This window comes from Streptomyces sp. NPDC013317, from assembly GCF_055563155.1.
The window spans coordinates 238,378-255,906 of sequence record NZ_JBVHDX010000001.1 but is presented as its reverse complement, the minus strand read 5'-3'; the positions used below and the strand labels follow the sequence as shown (position 1 = coordinate 255,906).

The window sequence follows — 17,529 nt, the reverse complement described above, 5'->3', positions numbered from 1 at the left end:
ACGACCAATCAGGTTATGACAGGTACATGGCGGATCGGGGTGCGGGGGCATACCTTCGAACTTCCCGCACTCTCGGATCCGTCCGTCTTCCGCGCCGGGTCCGAGCCCCCACGAGTGAAGGAGAAGCATGCCCCTCTCCACATGGCTGAAGGCAGGCACCACCGCCGCCGCGGTCGTCCTGGCCACCGCGACGGCGGCGACCGCCGCGCCGGCGACGGCACCCGAACCGTCGACGGCGAGCGCGTCGGCGGCGGTGACACTGCGCTACGACGACAGCAGGGCCGGCGGCTGGGAGGCGGCCATAGCGGCCGGAGTCGCCTCCTGGAACGCGAGCGTCGGCAACGTCAAGCTGGTCGAGGCCGCACCGGGCACCCGGGCCGAGATCGTGATCGTGGCCACGACCGGATGGCCCCAGGCCACCCTCGGCCCCGTCCGCCCGGGACGGCAGGTCCGCGTCGAGCTCGGGAGCCAGGCGGTGACGCAGGGGTACGACAAGACCCGCATCGCCGCCCATGAGCTCGGTCACAGTCTGGGCCTGCCGGACACCAAGCCCGGCCCGTGCTCGCAGCTGATGTCCGGGTCGAGCGCCGGTACGAGCTGCACCAACGCGGTCCCGAACGCCACCGAGCGGGCCAGGGTGGAGTCCGCCTACGCCGGCGGTGCCACCCTCCGGCTCCCCGCCGACGGCCGGGTCCTGGTGGACGCTCCGTAACCGAGCCTCCGCCGCGGATGCCCGGCCGGGACCCCCGTCCGGGCATCCGCACCTTCAGGTGCTTGCAATCCGCGTCATATGTCCTGTTTCGCACTGTTATCACGCGTGAGACAGCGCACTCTCCGTGAGGCATTGCGCATGGATCCCCGGGGCCGGGGCAGGCGGCCGGACCGCCGGCGCACCGGCAGGGGGATTCAAGGAACGAAGGGCCAGACGCGACGTGACCGCAGAACAACAGACCATCCATGTGGGCGGAGAATGGCGAGCCGCCGTCTCCGGTGCCACGCGCGACATCATCGACCCCGTCGACGCGACCGCCTTCGCCGTCGTGTCGGAGGGCGATGTCGCGGACACCGAAGACGCCGTGGCCGCGGCACGCGCCGCGTTCGACGACGGTGCCTGGCCGCGTACCCCGGTCGCCGAGCGGGCGAACCTGCTGCGGCGGGTCGCCGCCCTGCTCGAGCGCGACCGCGAGCGCATCGGTGCCCTGGAGAGCCAGGACGCGGGCAAGACGCTGGAGGAGGGCCGCGTCGACGTCGACTGCGTCCGCGACGCCTTCCGCTACTTCGCCGACCTCGTGGAGAGCGAGAGCGGCGCACGCGTCGTCGACGCCGGATCGGACGAGATCCGCAGCGTCGTCGTGCACGAGCCCGTCGGCGTCTGCGCGCTGATCACGCCGTGGAACTACCCGCTCCTCCAGGCCAGCTGGAAGATCGCGCCCGCCCTCGCCGCCGGCAACACCTTCGTGATCAAGCCCAGCGAGATCACCCCGCTGAGCACGGTCGTCCTCGTCGAACTGCTCCTGGAGGCCGGTCTGCCGCTCGGCGCGGCCAACATCGTCACCGGCCCCGGCCACACCGTCGGCGCCCGGCTCGCCGAACACCCCGACGTCGACCTCGTCTCGTTCACGGGTGGTCTCGTCAGCGGTACGAAGGTGGCCCACGCGGCCGCCGACAGCGTGAAGAAGGTCGCCCTCGAACTGGGCGGCAAGAACCCCAACGTCGTGTTCGCCGACGCGTGCGCGACGGCCGAGGGGTTCGACACCGCCGTCGACCAGGCCCTCAACGCCGCCTTCATCCACAGCGGGCAGGTCTGCTCCGCCGGCTCCCGCCTCATCGTCGAGGAGTCCCTGCGCGAGCGCTTCGTCGCCGAACTCGCCCGCCGGGCCGAACTGATCCGGCTCGGCCGCGGCACCGACGCGGGCGTGGAGTGCGGCCCGCTGGTCTCCGCGGCCCAGGTCGCGAGGACCGAGGAGTACGTGGCCTCCGCCCTCGGCGAGGGCGCGGTCCTCCGTGCGGGCGGCGAGCGCCCGGCCGGTCCCGGCTACTTCTACCGGCCCACGGTTCTCGACCGGTGCCACCGCCGGATGCGGATCGTCCGCGAGGAGGTCTTCGGACCCGTTCTCACCGTGGAGACCTTCCGCACCGAGGATGAGGCCGTCACCCTCGCCAACGACACCGAGTACGGCCTCGCCGGAGCGGTGTGGACGGCCGACGAGGACCGGGCCCGGCGCGTCGCGGCCCGGCTGCGCCACGGCACCGTCTGGATCAACGACTTCCACCCCTATCTGCCGCAGGCGGAGTGGGGCGGCTTCGGAAAGAGCGGCATCGGCCGCGAACTGGGCCCCAGCGGTCTCGCCGAGTACCGCGAGGCCAAGCACATCTACCAGAACCTCGCTCCGCGCCCCGTGCGCTGGTTCGCGGGCGAGGCGGAGAAGGACCAGGCATGAACGACCAGCACGTGTACGACTACGTCGTCGTCGGCGGCGGTACGGCGGGCTCGGTCATCGCCTCCCGGCTGACCGAGGACCCGGACGTCAGCGTCGCCGTCATCGAGGGCGGCCCCAGCGACGTCGGCCGTGACGACGTCCTCACCCTGCGCCGCTGGATGGGCCTGCTCGGCGGTGAGCTGGACTACGACTACCCCACGACCGAACAGCCCCGTGGCAACTCGCACATCCGCCACAGCCGTGCGCGGGTGCTCGGCGGCTGTTCCTCGCACAACACCCTCATCGCCTTCAAGCCCCTGCCCTCCGACTGGGACGAATGGGCCGAGGCCGGCGCCGAGGGCTGGGGCGCGGAGGCGATGGATCCGTACTTCGCCCGGCTGCGCAACAACATCGTGCCCGTCGACGAGGCCGACCGGAACGCGATCGCGCGGGACTTCGTCGACGCGGCGCAGACCACGCTGGGTGTGCCGCGCGTCGAGGGCTTCAACAGGCGCCCCTTCCACGAGGGCGTCGGCTTCTTCGACCTCGCGTACCACCCGGAGAACAACAAGCGGTCGTCCGCCTCGGTGGCCTATCTGCACCCGTTCCTGGACCGGCCGAACCTGCACATCGCGCTGGAGACCTGGGCGTTCCGCCTCGAGTTCGAGGGCACCCGGGCCACCGGCGTGCACATCCGGACCAAGGAGGGCGAGGAGCACGTCGTACGCGCCCGGCGCGAGGTCCTCGTCTGCGCCGGCGCCGTGGACACCCCGCGGCTGCTGCTGCACTCCGGGGTCGGGCCCCGTGCCGACCTGGAGAAGCTCGGCATACCCGTCGTGCACGACCTGCCGGGTGTCGGGGAGAACCTGCTCGACCACCCCGAGTCGGTCATCGTGTGGGAGACGCACGGCCCGATCCCGGAGAACTCCGCCATGGACTCCGACGCCGGTCTGTTCGTCCGCCGCGACCCTGAGTCCGAGGGTCCGGACCTGATGTTCCACTTCTACCAGATCCCCTTCACCGACAATCCCGAGCGTCTGGGCTACGAACGGCCCGCGCACGGCGTGTCGATGACCCCGAACATCCCCAAGCCGCGCAGCCGCGGGCGGCTCTACCTCACGAGCGCCGACCCCGAGGTCAAGCCCGCGCTGGACTTCCGGTACTTCACCGACGAGGACGACTACGACGGCCGGACCCTCGTCGACGGCATCCGCATCGCCCGGCAGATCGCGGCGAGCGAGCCGCTGGCCGGATGGCTGAAGCGCGAGGTGTGCCCGGGGCCCGAGGTGACCTCCGACGAGGAGCTCAGCGCGTACGCCCGCCAGGTCGCACACACCGTCTACCACCCGGCCGGTACATGCCGGATGGGGGCCGACGACGACGAACTCGCCGTCGTCGCGCCCGATCTGAGGATCCGGGGCCTCGACGGCATCCGGATCGCCGACGCGTCCGTCTTCCCGACCATGACCGCCGTCAACCCGATGATCGGTGTGCTCATGGTCGGCGAGAAATGCGCCGACCTGCTGGGAGGCACGGTCCGATGAGCACTCCGCACACTTCGCACACCCCGCACACTCCGCCGCGGAACCCCGCCGACCCCGTCTTCTCCGTACGCGACCTGTGGAAGGTCTTCGGTCCGAAGGCCGACCGCGTGCCCGCGGACCGCGAACTCGGGTCGCTCGACGCCGCGGAGCTGCGCGAGCGCACCGGCTGCACCGCGGCCGTCCGCGACGTCTCGTTCGACGTCCGCAAGGGCGAGGTCTTCGTCGTCATGGGCCTCTCGGGCTCGGGCAAGTCCACGCTGGTCCGCTGTCTGACCCGGCTCATCGAGCCGACCTCGGGCACGATCGCCATCGACGGCGAGGACGTGCTGTCCATGGACACCGGACGCCTCCGCGAGCTGCGCCGGCACCGGGCGGCGATGGTCTTCCAGCACTTCGGGCTGCTGCCGCACCGCACGGTGCTCGACAACATCGCGTACGGCCTGGAGATCCAGGGTGTGGGGCGAGGCGAACGGCGCGAGCGGGCAGCGGAGTTCGTCACCAAGGTGGGCCTGGACGGTATGGAGCACCGCAGGCCGAGCCAGCTGTCCGGTGGTCAGCAGCAGCGGGTCGGGCTGGCCCGCGCGCTCGCCGTGGACCCCGAAGTCCTGCTGTTCGACGAGCCGTTCAGCGCACTGGACCCACTGATCCGCCGGGACATGCAGGAGGAGGTCGTCCGCCTGCACCGGGAGGAGGGACGCACGATGGTCTTCATCACCCACGATCTGAGCGAGGCGCTGAAGCTGGGCGACCGCATCGCGCTGATGCGCGACGGCCAAATCGTCCAGCTCGGCACGCCGGAGGAGATCGTGGGCGCCCCCGCCGACGACTACGTCCGGGACTTCGTCCGTGACGTGCCGCGCGAGCAGGTCCTCACCGTCCGCTCGGCGATGCGCCCGGCGCTCGCCGGCGAGCACGAGGCCGGTCCCTCGCTCGCCCCGACCGCCACCGTGCACGAGGCCATCGAGGCCGTCGCCCGTACGGGCGAGAACGCACGGATCGTCGAGGACGGCAGGTGCCTGGGCGTGGTCGACCACGCGGGCCTGCTCGGTGTCGTCGCCGGGGTGCCGGCCGCGGCGGGGAAGGCGGTGGCCTGATGTACGCCCATACGACCTGGCCGCCGCCGGGTGGCACGAGCGGTGCCACGACCTCCGCGCCGCGTGGCACGAGCGGTGCCACGACCTCCGCGAGCGGCTTCGCGGTCCTGGCCGCACGCCGCGACGGCACGACCACCGGGCGGTGGGGCCGATGACCACCACCGTCACTCCCGTCCCTCCCCGCCCCACGGCCGCCCGCGACGCCGGGTCCGGTGCGCTGCGCGCGCTCACGCGCCACCGCGGCCGGCTGATCGGCGCCGGCACCGCCCTCGCGCTCGTCCTCGGAGCCGTACTCCTGGGCGGCGGAAGCTGGCCCGCGGCGCTCGCCGTCGACCTGTCCGGGCCGCTGGAGCGCACCAGCGACTGGATCATCGACAACCGCGACGGCCACCCGCTGTTCCTCTACTTCCTCGGACACGTCAGCAACGTCGTGGTCGTGTCCGTCCGCGCGGTGTACCTGCTGCTGCTCGCCCTCGGCTGGGCCGGCGTCACCGCCGCCGCCGGTCTGGTGGCGTGGCGGGTCGCGGGTGTCCGGCTCGCGCTGACCTCCGTCGCCGGCTTCGCCGTGTGCGGAGTGCTCGGCATGTGGGTGCCCACGATGCAGACGCTCGCCCTGATGGTCGTCGCCGTCGCCGCGTCCGTGCTGCTCGGAGGCCTCCTCGGCCTCGCCGCCGGCCTGTCGGACCGGATGCACCGGATCCTGCGTCCGGTGCTCGACACCATGCAGGTGCTGCCGGCCTTCGCGTATCTGCTGCCGGTCGTCCTGGTCTTCGGCATCGGCGTGCCCGCGGCCGTCCTCGCGACCGTCGTCTACGCGGCCCCGCCCATGGCCCGTCTCACCGCGCTGGGGCTGCGCGGAGCGGACCCCGGGGTCATGGAGGCCGCCGAGTCGCTCGGCGCCACCGGTCGGCAGCGTCTGCTGACCGCCCGGCTTCCGCTGGCCCGCAAGGAGCTCATGCTCGGCGTCAACCAGTCGATCATGATGGCGCTCGGCATGGCCGTGATCGCCTCGGTCATCGGCGCCGGCGGGCTCGGAGACCGGGTCTACCAGGCGCTGGCCTCCGTCGACGTCGGCGCCGCGCTCGCGGCCGGTGTGCCGATCGTGATGCTCGCCGTCGTCCTCGACCGGGTCACGGCCGCGGCCGGCGACCGCATCGGTGCGGCGCCCGCCCGCCGGGCCGGACTCGGCTGGGCCGTCGCTCTCGCGGCGACCACCGTCGTCGCCGTCGCGGGCAGGCTGGCAGGCCGGCTCTCCTGGCCCGACGCGTGGACGGTCGGCATCGCCGAGCCCGTCAACGGCGCGGTCGACTGGATGACCGCGCACCTCTACTCCGGCGTGCCGGTCGTCGGCGGCACCGCCGACTGGGCGGCACGGTTCACCACATGGGTCCTCAACCCCCTGCGCGACGGCCTGCAGTGGCTCCCCTGGTGGGCGGTCCTCCTGACGGTCGGCGCGCTCGCCCTGCTCATCGGCACGTGGCGTACCGCCGCGACGGCCGTCGTCGCGATGGCGGCGATCGGGGTGCTCGGCGTCTGGGGCCCGGCGCTCGACACGCTGTCCCAGGTGCTGGCCGCCGTCGCCGTGACGCTGCTGCTCGGTGTCGCCCTGGGCGTCGCCGCGGCGCGCAGCACCCGCCTGGGGCGGGCGCTGCGGCCGGTGCTGGACGTCTTCCAGACGATGCCGCAGTTCGTGTACCTGATCCCGGTGGTCGCGCTGTTCGGCGTGGGCCGCGCCCCGGCGGTCGCGGCCGCCGTGGTCTACGCGCTGCCGGCCGTCGTACGGATCACCGCCCAGGGCGTGCGCGGAGTGGACCCGGCCGCGATGGAGTCCTCGCGCTCCCTGGGCGCGACCGGACGTCAGCAGCTGTTCCAGGTCCAACTGCCCCTGGCTCGGCCCGCGTTGCTGCTGGCCGTCAACCAGGGCGTGGTCCTCGTGCTCGCCGTGGTCGTCGTCGGCGGCCTGGTGGGCGGTGGCGCGCTCGGATACGACGCCGTCTTCGGTCTCGCCCAGGGCGACCTCGCGACCGGTCTGGTCGCCGGCGCGGCGATCGTCTGCCTCGGCCTGATGCTCGACCGCGTCACCCAGCCGACGGAACGCCGCACACTCGCCGGAAAGGGGGCCTGAGATGGCTCGTACCCGCATCGCCGCACTCGTGACCGCCGCCGCCCTGGCGGCCGGGCTCACCGGCTGCGGCGCCGCCGACATGACCCGCCAGGCCTCCCCGTACGCCGACGCGAAGGGCTCCCGCACGGTGACCCTGTCCGTGCAGTCGTGGGTGGGAGCGCAGGCCAACGTCGCCGTGGCCCAGTACCTGCTGGAGCACGAGCTCGGCTACCGGGTGGACACCGTCCAGATCGACGAGGTGCCCGCCTGGGACGCGCTCAGCCAGGGCCGGGTGGACGCCATCCTGGAGGACTGGGGCCACCCGGAGCAGGAGAAGCGGTACATCGACGACAAGGGGACGATCGAGCGCGGTGGCGATCTCGGGGTGACCGGCCACATCGGCTGGTTCGTGCCGACCTACTTCGCCGAGAAGCACCCGGACGTCACCGACTGGAGGAACCTGGACAAGTACGCCGACGAGTTCCGCACCGCGGAGAGCGGCGGCAAGGGCCAGTTGCTGGACGGCTCGCCGTCCTACGTCACGAACGACAAGGCCCTCGTGAAGAACCTGGACCTCGACTACCAGGTCGTGTTCGCGGGCTCGGAGGCGGCGCAGATCACGCAGATCAAGCAGTTCGCCAAGGAGAAGAAGCCCTTCCTGAGCTACTGGTACAAGCCCCAGTGGCTGTTCGAGAAGGTGCCGATGACGGAGGTGAAGCTGCCCGCGTACAAGGAGGGCTGCGACGCCGAACCGGAGAAGGTGGCCTGCGCGTACCCGCACACGCCGCTGCAGAAGTTCCTCAACGCCCGCTTCGCGGACGGCGGGGGCGATGCCGCCGCCTTCCTGAAGAAGTTCCGCTGGACGACCGAGATGCAGAACGACGTCGCCCTCATGATCGCGGAGCAGAAGCTGTCGCCGCAGGAGGCGGCGGGGCGCTGGGTGAAGGAGAACGAGGCGACCTGGCGGGCCTGGATCCCGTCCTGACACGGGCGCGGCGGTCCGCGGTGGACCAGGCATGTGCCTGGTCCACCGCGGACCGGCGCCCGCCCTTCCGCCGTGTGCCGCCCCGGCCGGATGGGTCTCAGTCCACGCCCCGGGGCGTGGGTTCCGGTGGCGGGACACGTCGGCGGCGGGCGTAGAGACGGCCGACGGGTTCGGTGCTCAGGCCGTGCAGGACGACGCTGACCATGACGGTGATCACCATGACGCGGGAGATGAAGTCACCGCCGCCGGCGGCGGGCAGTTCCAGCGTGGCGAGCAGCCCGAAGACCACCGTGGTCACACCCCGGGGCCCCATCCAGCCCAGGAAGAGCCGGTCGGTCAGGGACAGGTCCGTACCGATCAGCACGAGCAGCACCGGTACGACACGGACCAGGGTGACGGCGAGGAGTCCGTAGAGGATGACGGAGAGGTGGAAGCCGTCCCAGAACTCGTCGTTGACCATCTGTCCGAAGAGGAACCACAGGGCGAGCGTCAGCAGGGTGACCAGGTCGTCGGTCATCTCCACTGCGTCCTCGGGCAGCTGCCGCAGCGAGGGGGCGAGGCAGACACCGGCGACGAAGGAGGCGACGAAGCCGTTGCCGCCCAGCGCGGCGGACAGGGTGTACGCGGCGATCGGCACGCTCAGCACCGCGAGCCTCGTCGCGGCGGGCTGGGTCCAGCCCCGGGCCCAGGACCCGCGCAGCAGCCGCCCCGCCGCATAGCCGACGAGCGATCCGGCACCGACGGCCCAGGCCGCCGCCGCGACCGCGTCGAGGACGGCCTCGGCGTAGTCGTCGCTCGCCGTGTGGGACTCGACGGCGGCGGCGACGCAGAGCAGGAACACCGGCGAGACGATCCCGTCGTTCAGACCGCCCTCGACGTTGAGCACGTCCCGCAGACGCGCCGGGATGCGCTTGTCCCGGAGCACGGCGGCGGTGGGCGCGAGGTCGAGCGGGACGACGACGGTCGCGAGGACCGCGAGCACCCACCCGGGCTGGTGAGGGAAGAAGGCGAGCGCGGTCAGGAACGCGGCGGCCAGGGTGAGCGGCAGCGCGCCGCCGAGGAGTCGGACGACGACGCTCCGCTCCCGGCGGATGACCCCCTTGGGCACCTCGGTCGCGTCGACGAAGAGCAGGAGTGCGAGGACGACCTCCACGGCGTGCTCGAAGCCGGCCAGGTCGCCGAGGTCGAAGACGAGCGGCGGGTCGGAGCCGCTGGTCAGGGCGATGCCCGCGACCATCATGGCGATCGGCGCGGTGATGCTCCATCGCGCGAGCCGGTGCGACAGGACGCACCAGGTGAAGAGAATGCCCGCGATGACGGTGACGGCAAGCAAGAGCATCCGCGCTTTCGAAGGGGCCCCGGACAGACGCAGCGTACGGCCGACACCCCCGCCGTTCGGTGGGAGCACGCCGAAGGGGGCGCGCCCCACCCCCGGGCGGCCCCCTGACGCACCGGGGGCCACTCGGGACGAGGGTCAGATGACGCCCTGCGCCGCCATCGCCCGGGCCACCTTCAGGAACCCCGCCACGTTGGCGCCGAGCACGTAGTCCTCCGCGTTGCCGCCGTACGCCTCGGCGGTGGCCCGGCACTCCGCGTGGACGCCGCGCATGACCGTGGCGAGGCGGGCCTCGGTCTCCTCGAAGGACCAGCTGTCGCGGGCCGCGTTCTGCTGCATCTCCAGGGCCGACGTGGCCACGCCGCCCGCGTTGGCGGCCTTCCCCGGGCCGAAGAGGACCCCCGCCTCCCGGAACACCTTCACCGCGTCCGGAGTACAGGGCATGTTCGCGCCCTCGGCGACCGCGAGGACCCCGTGCTTGACCAGCGCGACGGCGTCGTCGCGGCCCAGCTCGTTCTGCGTCGCGCACGGCAGGGCGATCTCGCACGGCACGTCGTACACCGTGCCGCGGGCCGAGAAGCGGGCGGCCGGCTTCGCCTCCGCGTAGGCGGAGATCCGGGCCCTGCGTACCTCCTTGACGTCCTTCAGCAGCTCCAGGTCGATGCCGTCCTCGTCGACGAGGTATCCGGAGGAGTCGCTGCAGGCCACCACCCGGCCGCCCAGGGCGTGCACCTTCTCGGCGGCGTACAGGGCCACGTTCCCCGAACCGGAGACCACGACCCGGCGCCCGTCGAAGCCGTCGCCGCGCGTGGTGAGCATCTCCTCGGCGAAGTAGACCGCGCCGTAGCCCGTCGCCTCGGTGCGGACGTGCGAGCCGCCCCAGCCGACCGGCTTTCCGGTGAGGACGCCGGACTCGTACCGGTTGGTGATCCGCTTGTACTGGCCGAAGAGGTAGCCGATCTCCCGTGCCCCGACGCCGATGTCGCCCGCCGGTACGTCGGTGTGCTCGCCGAGGTGGCGGTACAGCTCGGTCATGAAGGACTGGCAGAAGCGCATGACCTCCGCGTCCGAGCGGCCCTTGGGGTCGAAGTCGGAGCCGCCCTTGCCGCCGCCGATGGCCATCCCGGTCAGCGCGTTCTTGAAGATCTGCTCGAAGCCGAGGAACTTGACGATGCCGAGGTTGACGCTCGGGTGGAACCGCAAGCCTCCCTTGTACGGCCCGAGGGCACTGTTGAACTCCACGCGGAAGCCCCGGTTCACCCGTACGGTGCCCTGGTCGTCGACCCAGGGGACCCGGAAGAGCAGCTGCCGCTCCGGCTCGCAGAGCCGCTCCAGGATCCCGGTGTCCGCGTACTCCGGGTGCCGGTCGAGCGCGGGTGCCAGGGAGTCGAGCACTTCGGCCGCCGCCTGGTGGAACTCCGCCTCCCCGGGGTTGCGTCGGCAGATCTCGGTGTAGACGGCCTCGATGTGCGCGCTGACGTGCATGCCTGGTGTCTCGCCTTCTGCTCGCCGAAAGTTCCGTCGCCCGCGCGGCGTTGCCCGTGTCGGGCTGCCCCTGTCGTGCTGTCCGTGGGGGCGACGTACGCAATTGTCGCCGGACGCGTCCGCCCGTGGGGCCGTTGGGGCGATCCCGGCGACTGACCCGCTCCGGCACCGGCACCGGCGACCCTGCCGCCCCCGCGGACGGGGCTCGGGCCTCAGTCGACCGTGATCTGGCGCAGGCGCCTGGCCGCCGCGTCGAGCGAGCGGGGGCGCGGAGCGGGGGTCCAGGGGTTGCTCCGGAGGAGCCGGTCCGCGTCGGCGAGGGTCCAGCTCCGGGCGTCAAGGCCCGGTTCGTCCAGGTCGGCCCAGGCGATCGGCGCGGCGACGGGTGCGCCGGGCAGGGCGCGTACCGCGTAGGGTGCGACGGCCGTCTGGCCGTACGCGTTGCGCTGGATGTCGAGGTAGAGCCGCTCTCCGCGCGCCTTCTTACGGGCCTCGGTGGTGAGCCGGTCGGGGTGGCGGGCGGTGAGGAGGCGGGCGACGCCGGAGGCGAATCCGCGTACCTCGTCGAAGCCGGCGCCGCGGTCCAGCGCGACGCTGACGTGCAGGCCGCGTGAGCCCGTGGTCATCAGCTGTGAGGGCAGCCGCAGCTCGTCCAGGAGGTCGTGGAGCCACCACGCCGCCTCGCGGACCCGCGCGAAGTCGTCGCCGGACGGGTCGAGGTCGAAGACGAGCCGGTCGGGCCGGTCCGGCAGGTCGGCCCGGGAGAGCCATCGGTGCGGGGTGACGCAGCCCTGGCCCGCGAGCAGGACCAGGGTGGCCGTGTCCTCGCACAGGACGTACGTGACGGCGCCGCCCTCCTTGGGCAGCTCGGCCCGGTGGACCCAGTCCGGGAAGTGGTCCGGGATGTCCTTCTGCATGAACCCCCGGTCGCCGATGCCGTCCGGGTGGCGCTCCAGCATCAGCGGCCGGCCGCGCAGCTGCGGAAGCATCCGGCGGGCGACGGTGCGGTAGTACGCGGCGAGGTCGGCCTTGGTGATGCCGTCGTCGGGGAAGAGCACCTTCTCCGGTCGCCCGAGCTCCACCGTGCGCCGCCCCGCCCGGATCCTCCGGGGCTCGCTCGTCCTGTGCCGGGGCGCCATGTGGTCTCCGTCCGTCAGGGTCGCCGCGCCGCCGAGGTCAGTCCTTCCAGGCCTCGCGCACCTCGTCGCGGTGCGCGGCGAGCCAGGTGGCGAAGTCCTGCAGCGCGGGGTTGAGGTCGCGCGCGGCGGTGAGGTCGCGGGCCCTGGTGTACGGCTCCTCGCAGTCGGCGAAGAACTGGAACATGTTCCCCGCCTCGTCCGCGCCGGGATGCCCCTGTGCCCGGTACGCGTCCGGTGTCAGCGGCCGGTACAGCACCGGTTCGCCCCGCGCCTCGCCGAGCGCGGCTGCGATGTCGGCGAGCCCGAGGTGTTCCCCGGCGATGCTGACCGTGGCGGCGATGAGATCCGTACCCCGCTTGAGGATGGCCAGGGCGGTCCTGCCGATGTCGGCGGCGGCCATGCCCGAGAGCCGGTGGTCGCCCATCGGGAGGTTCAGCCGGAGGGTTCCGTCCTCGCCGCGCTGCGGGGGGAAGAAGTCGAAGAGGTTCTCCCAGTAGAACGTGGTGCGCAGGAAGGTGGTGGGTACGCCCTCCTCGGTGAAGTACCGGTCGGCCTCCGCCTTGGCGTCGAAGTGCGGCACCTTGTAGTGCTCCTGGAGCGTGGGCATCCGGTCGTCGTCGAGCGGGATGCACACGCGCGTGTCCTCCAGCGTGGACCAGACGGCGTGCTGCACGCCCGCGTGCGAGGCCGCCCGGGCGAGCGCCAGGGCCTGGTCCTTCTCCCGGGCCGCGGACATGTGCTCCCAGAACGGGGTGACCAGGAAGGCTCCGTAGGCGTGCTCGAAGGCCGGCGCGAGACTGGGCGGATCGTCCATGTCGGCCTGGACGATGTCGGTGACACCGAGGCGCTCCAGCTCCCGCGCCCCGTCCGAGTCGAGGTGGCGGGTGACCGCCCGTACCGCGAACTCCTCGTCCGGGTCGCTCAGGACGGCGCGCACGAGCCCGCCGCCCTGGCTGCCGGTCGCCCCGAACACCGTGATGATCTTCTTCTCGGTCATGACTCGATTCGCCTCGCACCTGCCGCGCGCGTCCACGTCCTCTCAGCGCGTGCCCGGGACGGGTGCCGGTATGCCTGCCGGTGTGTGTCGTGGGGCACGGGAAGAGTGTGGTCCGCCGAGGTCACTCGGATGATCCGGACAGTCCGGAGACTCGCCTACTCGGCGATCTCCGTGCGCTCCCACCACTCGTACACCCGCAGGGTGCCCGCGGCGGTGTCCTCGCGGCGTGGGGTCTCCCTGAAGTGTTCGTATCCGCCGAGATGCGGGAGCTTCACGTCCTCGCCGGGGGTCTCGACCTGCACGATCCGCTCGGGGAGGTCGTCCGGCCCGCCCTCCAGAAACACCTTGTGCGCCATGGCACCAGTCTCACCACCCCGCTCGCATGCCGCACGCGGGAGGCGTCTGTCGGGGGAACCCGCCGAGGTCCGGGCCGACGCACGGGGCCGGGGAGGGTCGGCGCGCTGAGGCGGGGAGGGTCGGCGCACGGGAGCAGGGAGGGTCGGCGCACGGAGGCGGGGAGGGTCGGCGCGCTGGGGTCGCCGCGCGGGCCGGCCGCGAGCGGGGCCTCCCCGCGTGCGGCCGGCGGTCGTGACGGTGCCGTCAGGCGGACGTCATGGGCGGATGGGCGTCATGGACGGATCACCAGGACGTTGCCCAGCGAGCGCTGACCCGTCGCGTCGGAGGGCCGGTTGACGATGCCCGACCGGGCGGTGGCGAGGACGCTGGAGCCGCCGCCGTCGAGGTTCATCGCCTCGCGGGCCCCGAGCTGCCTCATCAGCTGAGCGGCCTGCGCGACGCCGAGCCCCTCGCTGTGACCGGCCTGCCGGCCGTCGACGACCACGAGCATCAGCCTGCCCAGCTCGTCCACGCCGACCATCGAGCGCGGGTTGGCGCGCAGGGTCCAGTTGTACGTGAAGGTCTGGTCGGCGCCGTCCCTGATGATGCCGTCCGCCTGGGCGTTGACCGACACCCTCCCCTCACGTACCAGGGTCGGACCGACCTGGAGGATCGTGGTGTCCGAGGTGAGCGGCACCTGGCGCCCCCTGCCGTCCTCGACCCGCTCGGTGAACGTCAGCGTCCGGCCGACGACGGCGTGCGCGAGGAGCCACTGCGCGCTCGCTCCGGTCGCCTGGAGGGTGGACCCGCCGTCCGGCACGCTCGCGCCGCGTGAGGCGTTCACCGCGGTCACGCGGCCGTCGGCGTCGAGCACGGCCTCCGCGCCCGTACCGGCCGGCGGCGCGCCCCACTCGGGGGTGAAGCGCACCAGTTCGCTCTCGTCGGTGCACTTGAGATCGTGCTGCGGCTTCTGCGTCGGCAGGTCGCCGCCGACGCCACCGCAGTTCCAGACGTCGCCGGGCAACCGGTTCACTCCGTCGACCTCGACGGTCTCCGTCCCGGCCTTGAGCGTCACGTGTGCGGTGTACGTGTCCACGGCGAAGGAGCGGCCGGCGTCGGTCACCTTGAGGCCGGCCCGGCCCTGGGTCGCGGTGCCGAGCAGCCTGCCGTTCTTCACGTACATGCCGCCCGGTGCCTCGTTGTAGAACCACTGGCCGTTGATGCCCGCGAGCGCGCCGGTGGAGGCGATGAGGTCGGTCAGCTTCTCCGTACCGTGGAGCCGGGGGCCGAAGTCCGTGTCCACGCTGCCCTTGAACGTACGGAAGTCCACGCGCAGCATGTGCACCTTCTGCGGCGCCTTCTTGTCGGTGCCGTCCTGCGCGGTGTACCGCGTACCGCCCGCGAATCCGGCGTACTTGACCCGGTTCAGCTGCGCCGTCGCGTCGGCCTCGCTCGTGTGCAGGCCGACGCGGACGGTCCAGCCGAGCGTTCCGGGGCGACGGTCGGCGAACGCCGGGGCCACGACCTCCTCGACGCGGGGCTCGAACCCCTGCTCGCGCAGCGCGGTGGCCACCCGGTCGGCGGTGGCCCGGGGGCCGAGGGCCGTACCGGCGGAGGCGAGCGGGCCGTCGGGGGTCGCCGGGAGATAGACGTGAACGGTCCACCGGTCGTCGGCGTCCTGCTTGCCGTACGTGGTGGTGGTCAGGGTCACACCGGGCGCCACGGTGGTGCGCGTCGAAGGGGCGCTGGGGATGAAGGGATGTGCGACGACGGCGGCCGCCGCACTGGCTGCCGCGGAGCCCTGCGGCGGGGCCGCCTCCGCGACGGGCACTGCCGAAGCCGTACCCAGAACCGTCGCAGCCGCCGCCAGGAGGGAGAGGGACTTGCGCTGCATGAGCGTCCTTCCGTCGTAGGAACGTAAGGCAAGGCAAAGCGCAGTCAGTTGCCGGGAGATGACTCGTAGTGCAACAGACGAGGCAACTCGATGGAAGGCTCCGCTCCAGGTGGGCTGGGGCGTGGCGATACGGGGCGTGAGCCCCACGGCGCACACACCGTCATGACGAGTGCGCCCCCGAAAGGTTTCGGGGGCGGGAAGGTCCGGTGCCGCACGGGCATCGGCGCGGGGGCGTCGACGGCCCGTCGTCGGCGCGGAGTTCGGCAGGTGAGCGTGGCCGGCCACGCACCGGCGAAACGGGCGGCGCCCCGCCGGTCGGGCGGAACGCCGCGTTTTCACAGGCGATATGGAGTGACGCGCTGGTTTCCCATGATTCGCGCGGATCGCGCCTCGGGGCGCGCAGAAGCGCGGCGGCTCCCCGGTCTACCGGGGAGCCGCCGCGTCAGGAAGGGTCTCGCTCAGTCGTCGCCGTCCTCGCCGTCCGCCCCGTCCGCCCCGTGCGCCCCCTCGCCCCGGGCCTGGGCACGGCGGCCCACGACGGCGGCGGCCGCCAGGGCGCTGCCGAGGAACGCGGTGGCGACGACCCAGGGACGGTCCACGACATGGCCGGTTACGTGGTCGAGGGAGTAGCGGCCGGCGCCCGCTACGCCGATGGCCGCAGCCGTGAAGCCGAGGAACGCCGGGTACTCGAAGCCGCCGCTCTGGGCGAAGAATCCGGCCGGGGCGTGGACGGAGACCGCTCCCGCCATCGCTCCGGCAGCGGCGGCGCCGGCCGCGGGGGTGGCCAGGCCCAGGGCCAGCAGCACCCCGCCGCCCGTCTCGCCGAGTCCCGCGGCGATCGCGCTCTCGCGCGGTGGGTGGAAGCCCATCGCCTCCATCGCCTTCGAGGTTCCCTCCACCCCGCCTCCCCCGAACCAGCCGAGCAGCTTCTGGGTGCCGTGCGCGACGAGGACGGCACCGGTGCCGAGCCGGAGGGCGAGGAGCCCGAGGTCGCGTCGGTTGAGGGTGGTCATCTGTGGTCTCCCTGGGCAGAGCCGAAGCCGTACGTCTTCCACTCTCACCTCTGCGGAGGCGGAGGCCGATGCGTTGTTGCTCCATACAGGGGCCGCTGCGCGGTGGACGCCCACCCGCAGGCGACCCAGGGCGCATGCGCTACATTTTGCCGGTCCTTGACCGCGATCATTCACGATCCATCCCCTCGGAGCCGGCAACCCATGAGCGACATCGTCAACGGCCTCGGCCGGGCCACCGCCTACGGCGCCCTCGGCGTGGTGCTGCTGATCCTCGGCATCGTCCTCGTGGACCTGCTCACGCCGGGGAAGCTCGGCCGCCAGATCTGGGAGGAGCGCAACCGCAACGCCGCGACCCTCCTGAGCTCCGCGCTCCTCGGCATCGGGGGCATCGTCTTCACCTCCATATGGACGACGTACGACGACTTCGGCAAGGGGCTCGCCTCGACGGCCGCCTTCGGGCTCCTCGGCCTGGTGATGATGGCCGTGGCGTTCCTGGTCGTGGACCTGGTGACACCGGGCAAGCTCGGAGCCACCCTCGTGGACCCGCAGCCCCACCCGGCCGTCTGGGTCACGGCCTCGTGCAACATCGCGGTCTCGGCGATCGTCTCCGCCTCCATCGCCTGAACCGGGCCGGACCGCGCCGACCCACCCGAAACCGGGCCGCCCAGGGGCTCCTTCAGTGCCCCATCGGCTCGACTTCGAGGAACCTTCTGCGCCGCGGGCCCCGGTAGAGCAGCGCCTCCCAGCCGAGCCGCGCCAGGACGGGTACACAGGCTCCCAGGGCGGACTCCTCTTCCTGGGCCGCTCCCCCGCCGGGAGGTCCCGCCCACTCCACGACCGCGGTGGCGGGCCGCTCCCCGGCCGTGACCCGGTAGCCGGTCGCCGTCCGTGCTCCCGAGGCGTCGACCGCCGAGGGCGCGATGCCGGCCGCCTCCAGCGCGAGCGCCACCGCCCGGACGGGCTGCCTGCGCTCCCACTCGGCCGGGTGCGGCCGTGGATCGCCGCCTCCTCCGCCGCCGGTCAGCCGCCGTATCTGGAGCAGCCCTTCGACCGCGGCCCGTACCTCGCGGGATCTCTGTTCCCTCTCTCCCTCCGGCAGCGGCGGGCCGTCGCCCGTCGCCGCTTCGAAGGTCCCCCGGTTCGTCGTCATGCCCCCACGCTAGGGCCCGCCTCCGACAGCCG

15 protein-coding genes are annotated in these 17,529 nt (G+C 72.6%); 7 read left to right on the top strand and 8 right to left on the bottom strand.

The annotated features are described in order from the left end of the window. The first annotated feature begins 127 nt into the window (after positions 1–127). From ACZ3IJ_RS01075 to ACZ3IJ_RS01050, 6 genes are all read left to right on the top strand, one after another. On the top strand, positions 128–712 hold the full coding sequence (locus tag ACZ3IJ_RS01075) for a snapalysin family zinc-dependent metalloprotease (RefSeq protein WP_467465518.1): 585 nt from the start codon (positions 128–130) through the stop codon (positions 710–712). Positions 713–932: 220 nt separating this feature from the next. Beyond that, entirely contained in the window at positions 933–2,441 is a 1,509-nt protein-coding gene (locus ACZ3IJ_RS01070; RefSeq protein ID WP_467465517.1) for an aldehyde dehydrogenase family protein, read from the top strand. Beyond that, complete coding sequence (locus ACZ3IJ_RS01065) at positions 2,438–3,964, top strand: GMC family oxidoreductase (protein ID WP_467465515.1); 1,527 nt, start codon at positions 2,438–2,440, stop codon at positions 3,962–3,964. The genes ACZ3IJ_RS01070 and ACZ3IJ_RS01065 overlap by 4 nt, the downstream gene beginning before the upstream one ends. Then, positions 3,961–5,058 carry a quaternary amine ABC transporter ATP-binding protein gene (locus ACZ3IJ_RS01060; RefSeq protein ID WP_467465514.1) on the top strand — a complete coding sequence of 366 codons (1,098 nt, stop codon included), beginning with the start codon at positions 3,961–3,963 and terminating at the stop codon, positions 5,056–5,058. Before ACZ3IJ_RS01065 ends, ACZ3IJ_RS01060 begins: the two co-directional genes overlap by 4 nt. Before the next feature lie 151 nt (positions 5,059–5,209). Beyond that, positions 5,210–7,183, top strand: coding sequence for an ABC transporter permease (locus ACZ3IJ_RS01055; protein ID WP_467465513.1), 1,974 nt, complete (start codon positions 5,210–5,212; stop codon positions 7,181–7,183). Position 7,184: 1 nt separating this feature from the next. Beyond that, on the top strand, positions 7,185–8,147 hold the full coding sequence (locus ACZ3IJ_RS01050; protein WP_467465512.1) for an ABC transporter substrate-binding protein: 963 nt from the start codon (positions 7,185–7,187) through the stop codon (positions 8,145–8,147). Between the two features lie 97 nt (positions 8,148–8,244). Here ACZ3IJ_RS01050 and ACZ3IJ_RS01045 read toward each other — a convergent pair whose 3' ends face one another. The 7 genes from ACZ3IJ_RS01045 to ACZ3IJ_RS01015 all read right to left on the bottom strand — a co-directional run bounded on the left by ACZ3IJ_RS01045 (position 8,245) and on the right by ACZ3IJ_RS01015 (position 16,347). After that, a complete protein-coding gene (locus ACZ3IJ_RS01045) occupies positions 8,245–9,486 on the bottom strand; it encodes a cation:proton antiporter domain-containing protein (protein WP_467465511.1) in 1,242 nt (413 codons plus the stop codon). 135 nt (positions 9,487–9,621) lie between these two features. Then, positions 9,622–10,968: an NADP-specific glutamate dehydrogenase gene (gene gdhA / locus ACZ3IJ_RS01040; RefSeq protein ID WP_467465510.1), complete on the bottom strand. Its 1,347-nt coding sequence runs from the start codon at positions 10,966–10,968 to the stop codon at positions 9,622–9,624. Between the two features lie 212 nt (positions 10,969–11,180). Then, the gene (gene ligD, locus ACZ3IJ_RS01035) at positions 11,181–12,107 is read right to left on the bottom strand and encodes a non-homologous end-joining DNA ligase (protein WP_467465509.1); all 927 of its coding nucleotides are present in this window, start codon (positions 12,105–12,107) and stop codon (positions 11,181–11,183) included. Positions 12,108–12,144: 37 nt separating this feature from the next. Further along, positions 12,145–13,104, bottom strand: coding sequence for an NmrA/HSCARG family protein (locus ACZ3IJ_RS01030; RefSeq protein WP_467465508.1), 960 nt, complete (start codon positions 13,102–13,104; stop codon positions 12,145–12,147). A 155-nt stretch (positions 13,105–13,259) separates the two neighbouring features. Then, the gene (locus ACZ3IJ_RS01025) at positions 13,260–13,460 is read right to left on the bottom strand and encodes a DUF5988 family protein (protein ID WP_352189379.1); all 201 of its coding nucleotides are present in this window, start codon (positions 13,458–13,460) and stop codon (positions 13,260–13,262) included. 272 nt (positions 13,461–13,732) lie between these two features. Then, positions 13,733–15,334: a phosphodiester glycosidase family protein gene (locus tag ACZ3IJ_RS01020; protein ID WP_467465507.1), complete on the bottom strand. Its 1,602-nt coding sequence runs from the start codon at positions 15,332–15,334 to the stop codon at positions 13,733–13,735. Positions 15,335–15,792: 458 nt separating this feature from the next. Next, a complete protein-coding gene (locus tag ACZ3IJ_RS01015) occupies positions 15,793–16,347 on the bottom strand; it encodes a DoxX family protein (protein ID WP_467465506.1) in 555 nt (184 codons plus the stop codon). 201 nt (positions 16,348–16,548) lie between these two features. Between ACZ3IJ_RS01015 and ACZ3IJ_RS01010 the strand changes: the two genes are divergently transcribed. Next, positions 16,549–16,971 carry a DUF350 domain-containing protein gene (locus ACZ3IJ_RS01010; protein WP_352189376.1) on the top strand — a complete coding sequence of 141 codons (423 nt, stop codon included), beginning with the start codon at positions 16,549–16,551 and terminating at the stop codon, positions 16,969–16,971. Between the two features lie 52 nt (positions 16,972–17,023). Here the strand turns inward: ACZ3IJ_RS01010 and ACZ3IJ_RS01005 are convergent, their stop codons facing one another. Then, positions 17,024–17,497 (bottom strand): hypothetical protein, encoded by a 474-nt coding sequence (locus ACZ3IJ_RS01005; protein ID WP_467465505.1) that lies wholly within the window; start codon positions 17,495–17,497, stop codon positions 17,024–17,026. Between the last annotated feature and the right edge of the window lie 32 nt (positions 17,498–17,529).

What these genes read in the sequence shown, in the direction of transcription:
- gdhA (WP_467465510.1), bottom strand. Translation starts at nt 10,968, where the DNA reads ATGCACGTCAGCGCGCACATCGAGGCCGTCTACACCGAGATCTGCCGA.
- ligD (WP_467465509.1), bottom strand. Translation starts at nt 12,107, where the DNA reads ATGGCGCCCCGGCACAGGACGAGCGAGCCCCGGAGGATCCGGGCGGGG.
- ACZ3IJ_RS01060 (WP_467465514.1), top strand. Translation starts at nt 3,961, where the DNA reads ATGAGCACTCCGCACACTTCGCACACCCCGCACACTCCGCCGCGGAAC.
- ACZ3IJ_RS01010 (WP_352189376.1), top strand. Translation starts at nt 16,549, where the DNA reads ATGAGCGACATCGTCAACGGCCTCGGCCGGGCCACCGCCTACGGCGCC.
- ACZ3IJ_RS01065 (WP_467465515.1), top strand. Translation starts at nt 2,438, where the DNA reads ATGAACGACCAGCACGTGTACGACTACGTCGTCGTCGGCGGCGGTACG.
- ACZ3IJ_RS01030 (WP_467465508.1), bottom strand. Translation starts at nt 13,104, where the DNA reads ATGACCGAGAAGAAGATCATCACGGTGTTCGGGGCGACCGGCAGCCAG.
- ACZ3IJ_RS01025 (WP_352189379.1), bottom strand. Translation starts at nt 13,460, where the DNA reads ATGGCGCACAAGGTGTTTCTGGAGGGCGGGCCGGACGACCTCCCCGAG.
- ACZ3IJ_RS01075 (WP_467465518.1), top strand. Translation starts at nt 128, where the DNA reads ATGCCCCTCTCCACATGGCTGAAGGCAGGCACCACCGCCGCCGCGGTC.
- ACZ3IJ_RS01005 (WP_467465505.1), bottom strand. Translation starts at nt 17,497, where the DNA reads ATGACGACGAACCGGGGGACCTTCGAAGCGGCGACGGGCGACGGCCCG.
- ACZ3IJ_RS01055 (WP_467465513.1), top strand. Translation starts at nt 5,210, where the DNA reads ATGACCACCACCGTCACTCCCGTCCCTCCCCGCCCCACGGCCGCCCGC.
- ACZ3IJ_RS01020 (WP_467465507.1), bottom strand. Translation starts at nt 15,334, where the DNA reads ATGCAGCGCAAGTCCCTCTCCCTCCTGGCGGCGGCTGCGACGGTTCTG.
- ACZ3IJ_RS01015 (WP_467465506.1), bottom strand. Translation starts at nt 16,347, where the DNA reads ATGACCACCCTCAACCGACGCGACCTCGGGCTCCTCGCCCTCCGGCTC.
- ACZ3IJ_RS01050 (WP_467465512.1), top strand. Translation starts at nt 7,185, where the DNA reads ATGGCTCGTACCCGCATCGCCGCACTCGTGACCGCCGCCGCCCTGGCG.
- ACZ3IJ_RS01045 (WP_467465511.1), bottom strand. Translation starts at nt 9,486, where the DNA reads ATGCTCTTGCTTGCCGTCACCGTCATCGCGGGCATTCTCTTCACCTGG.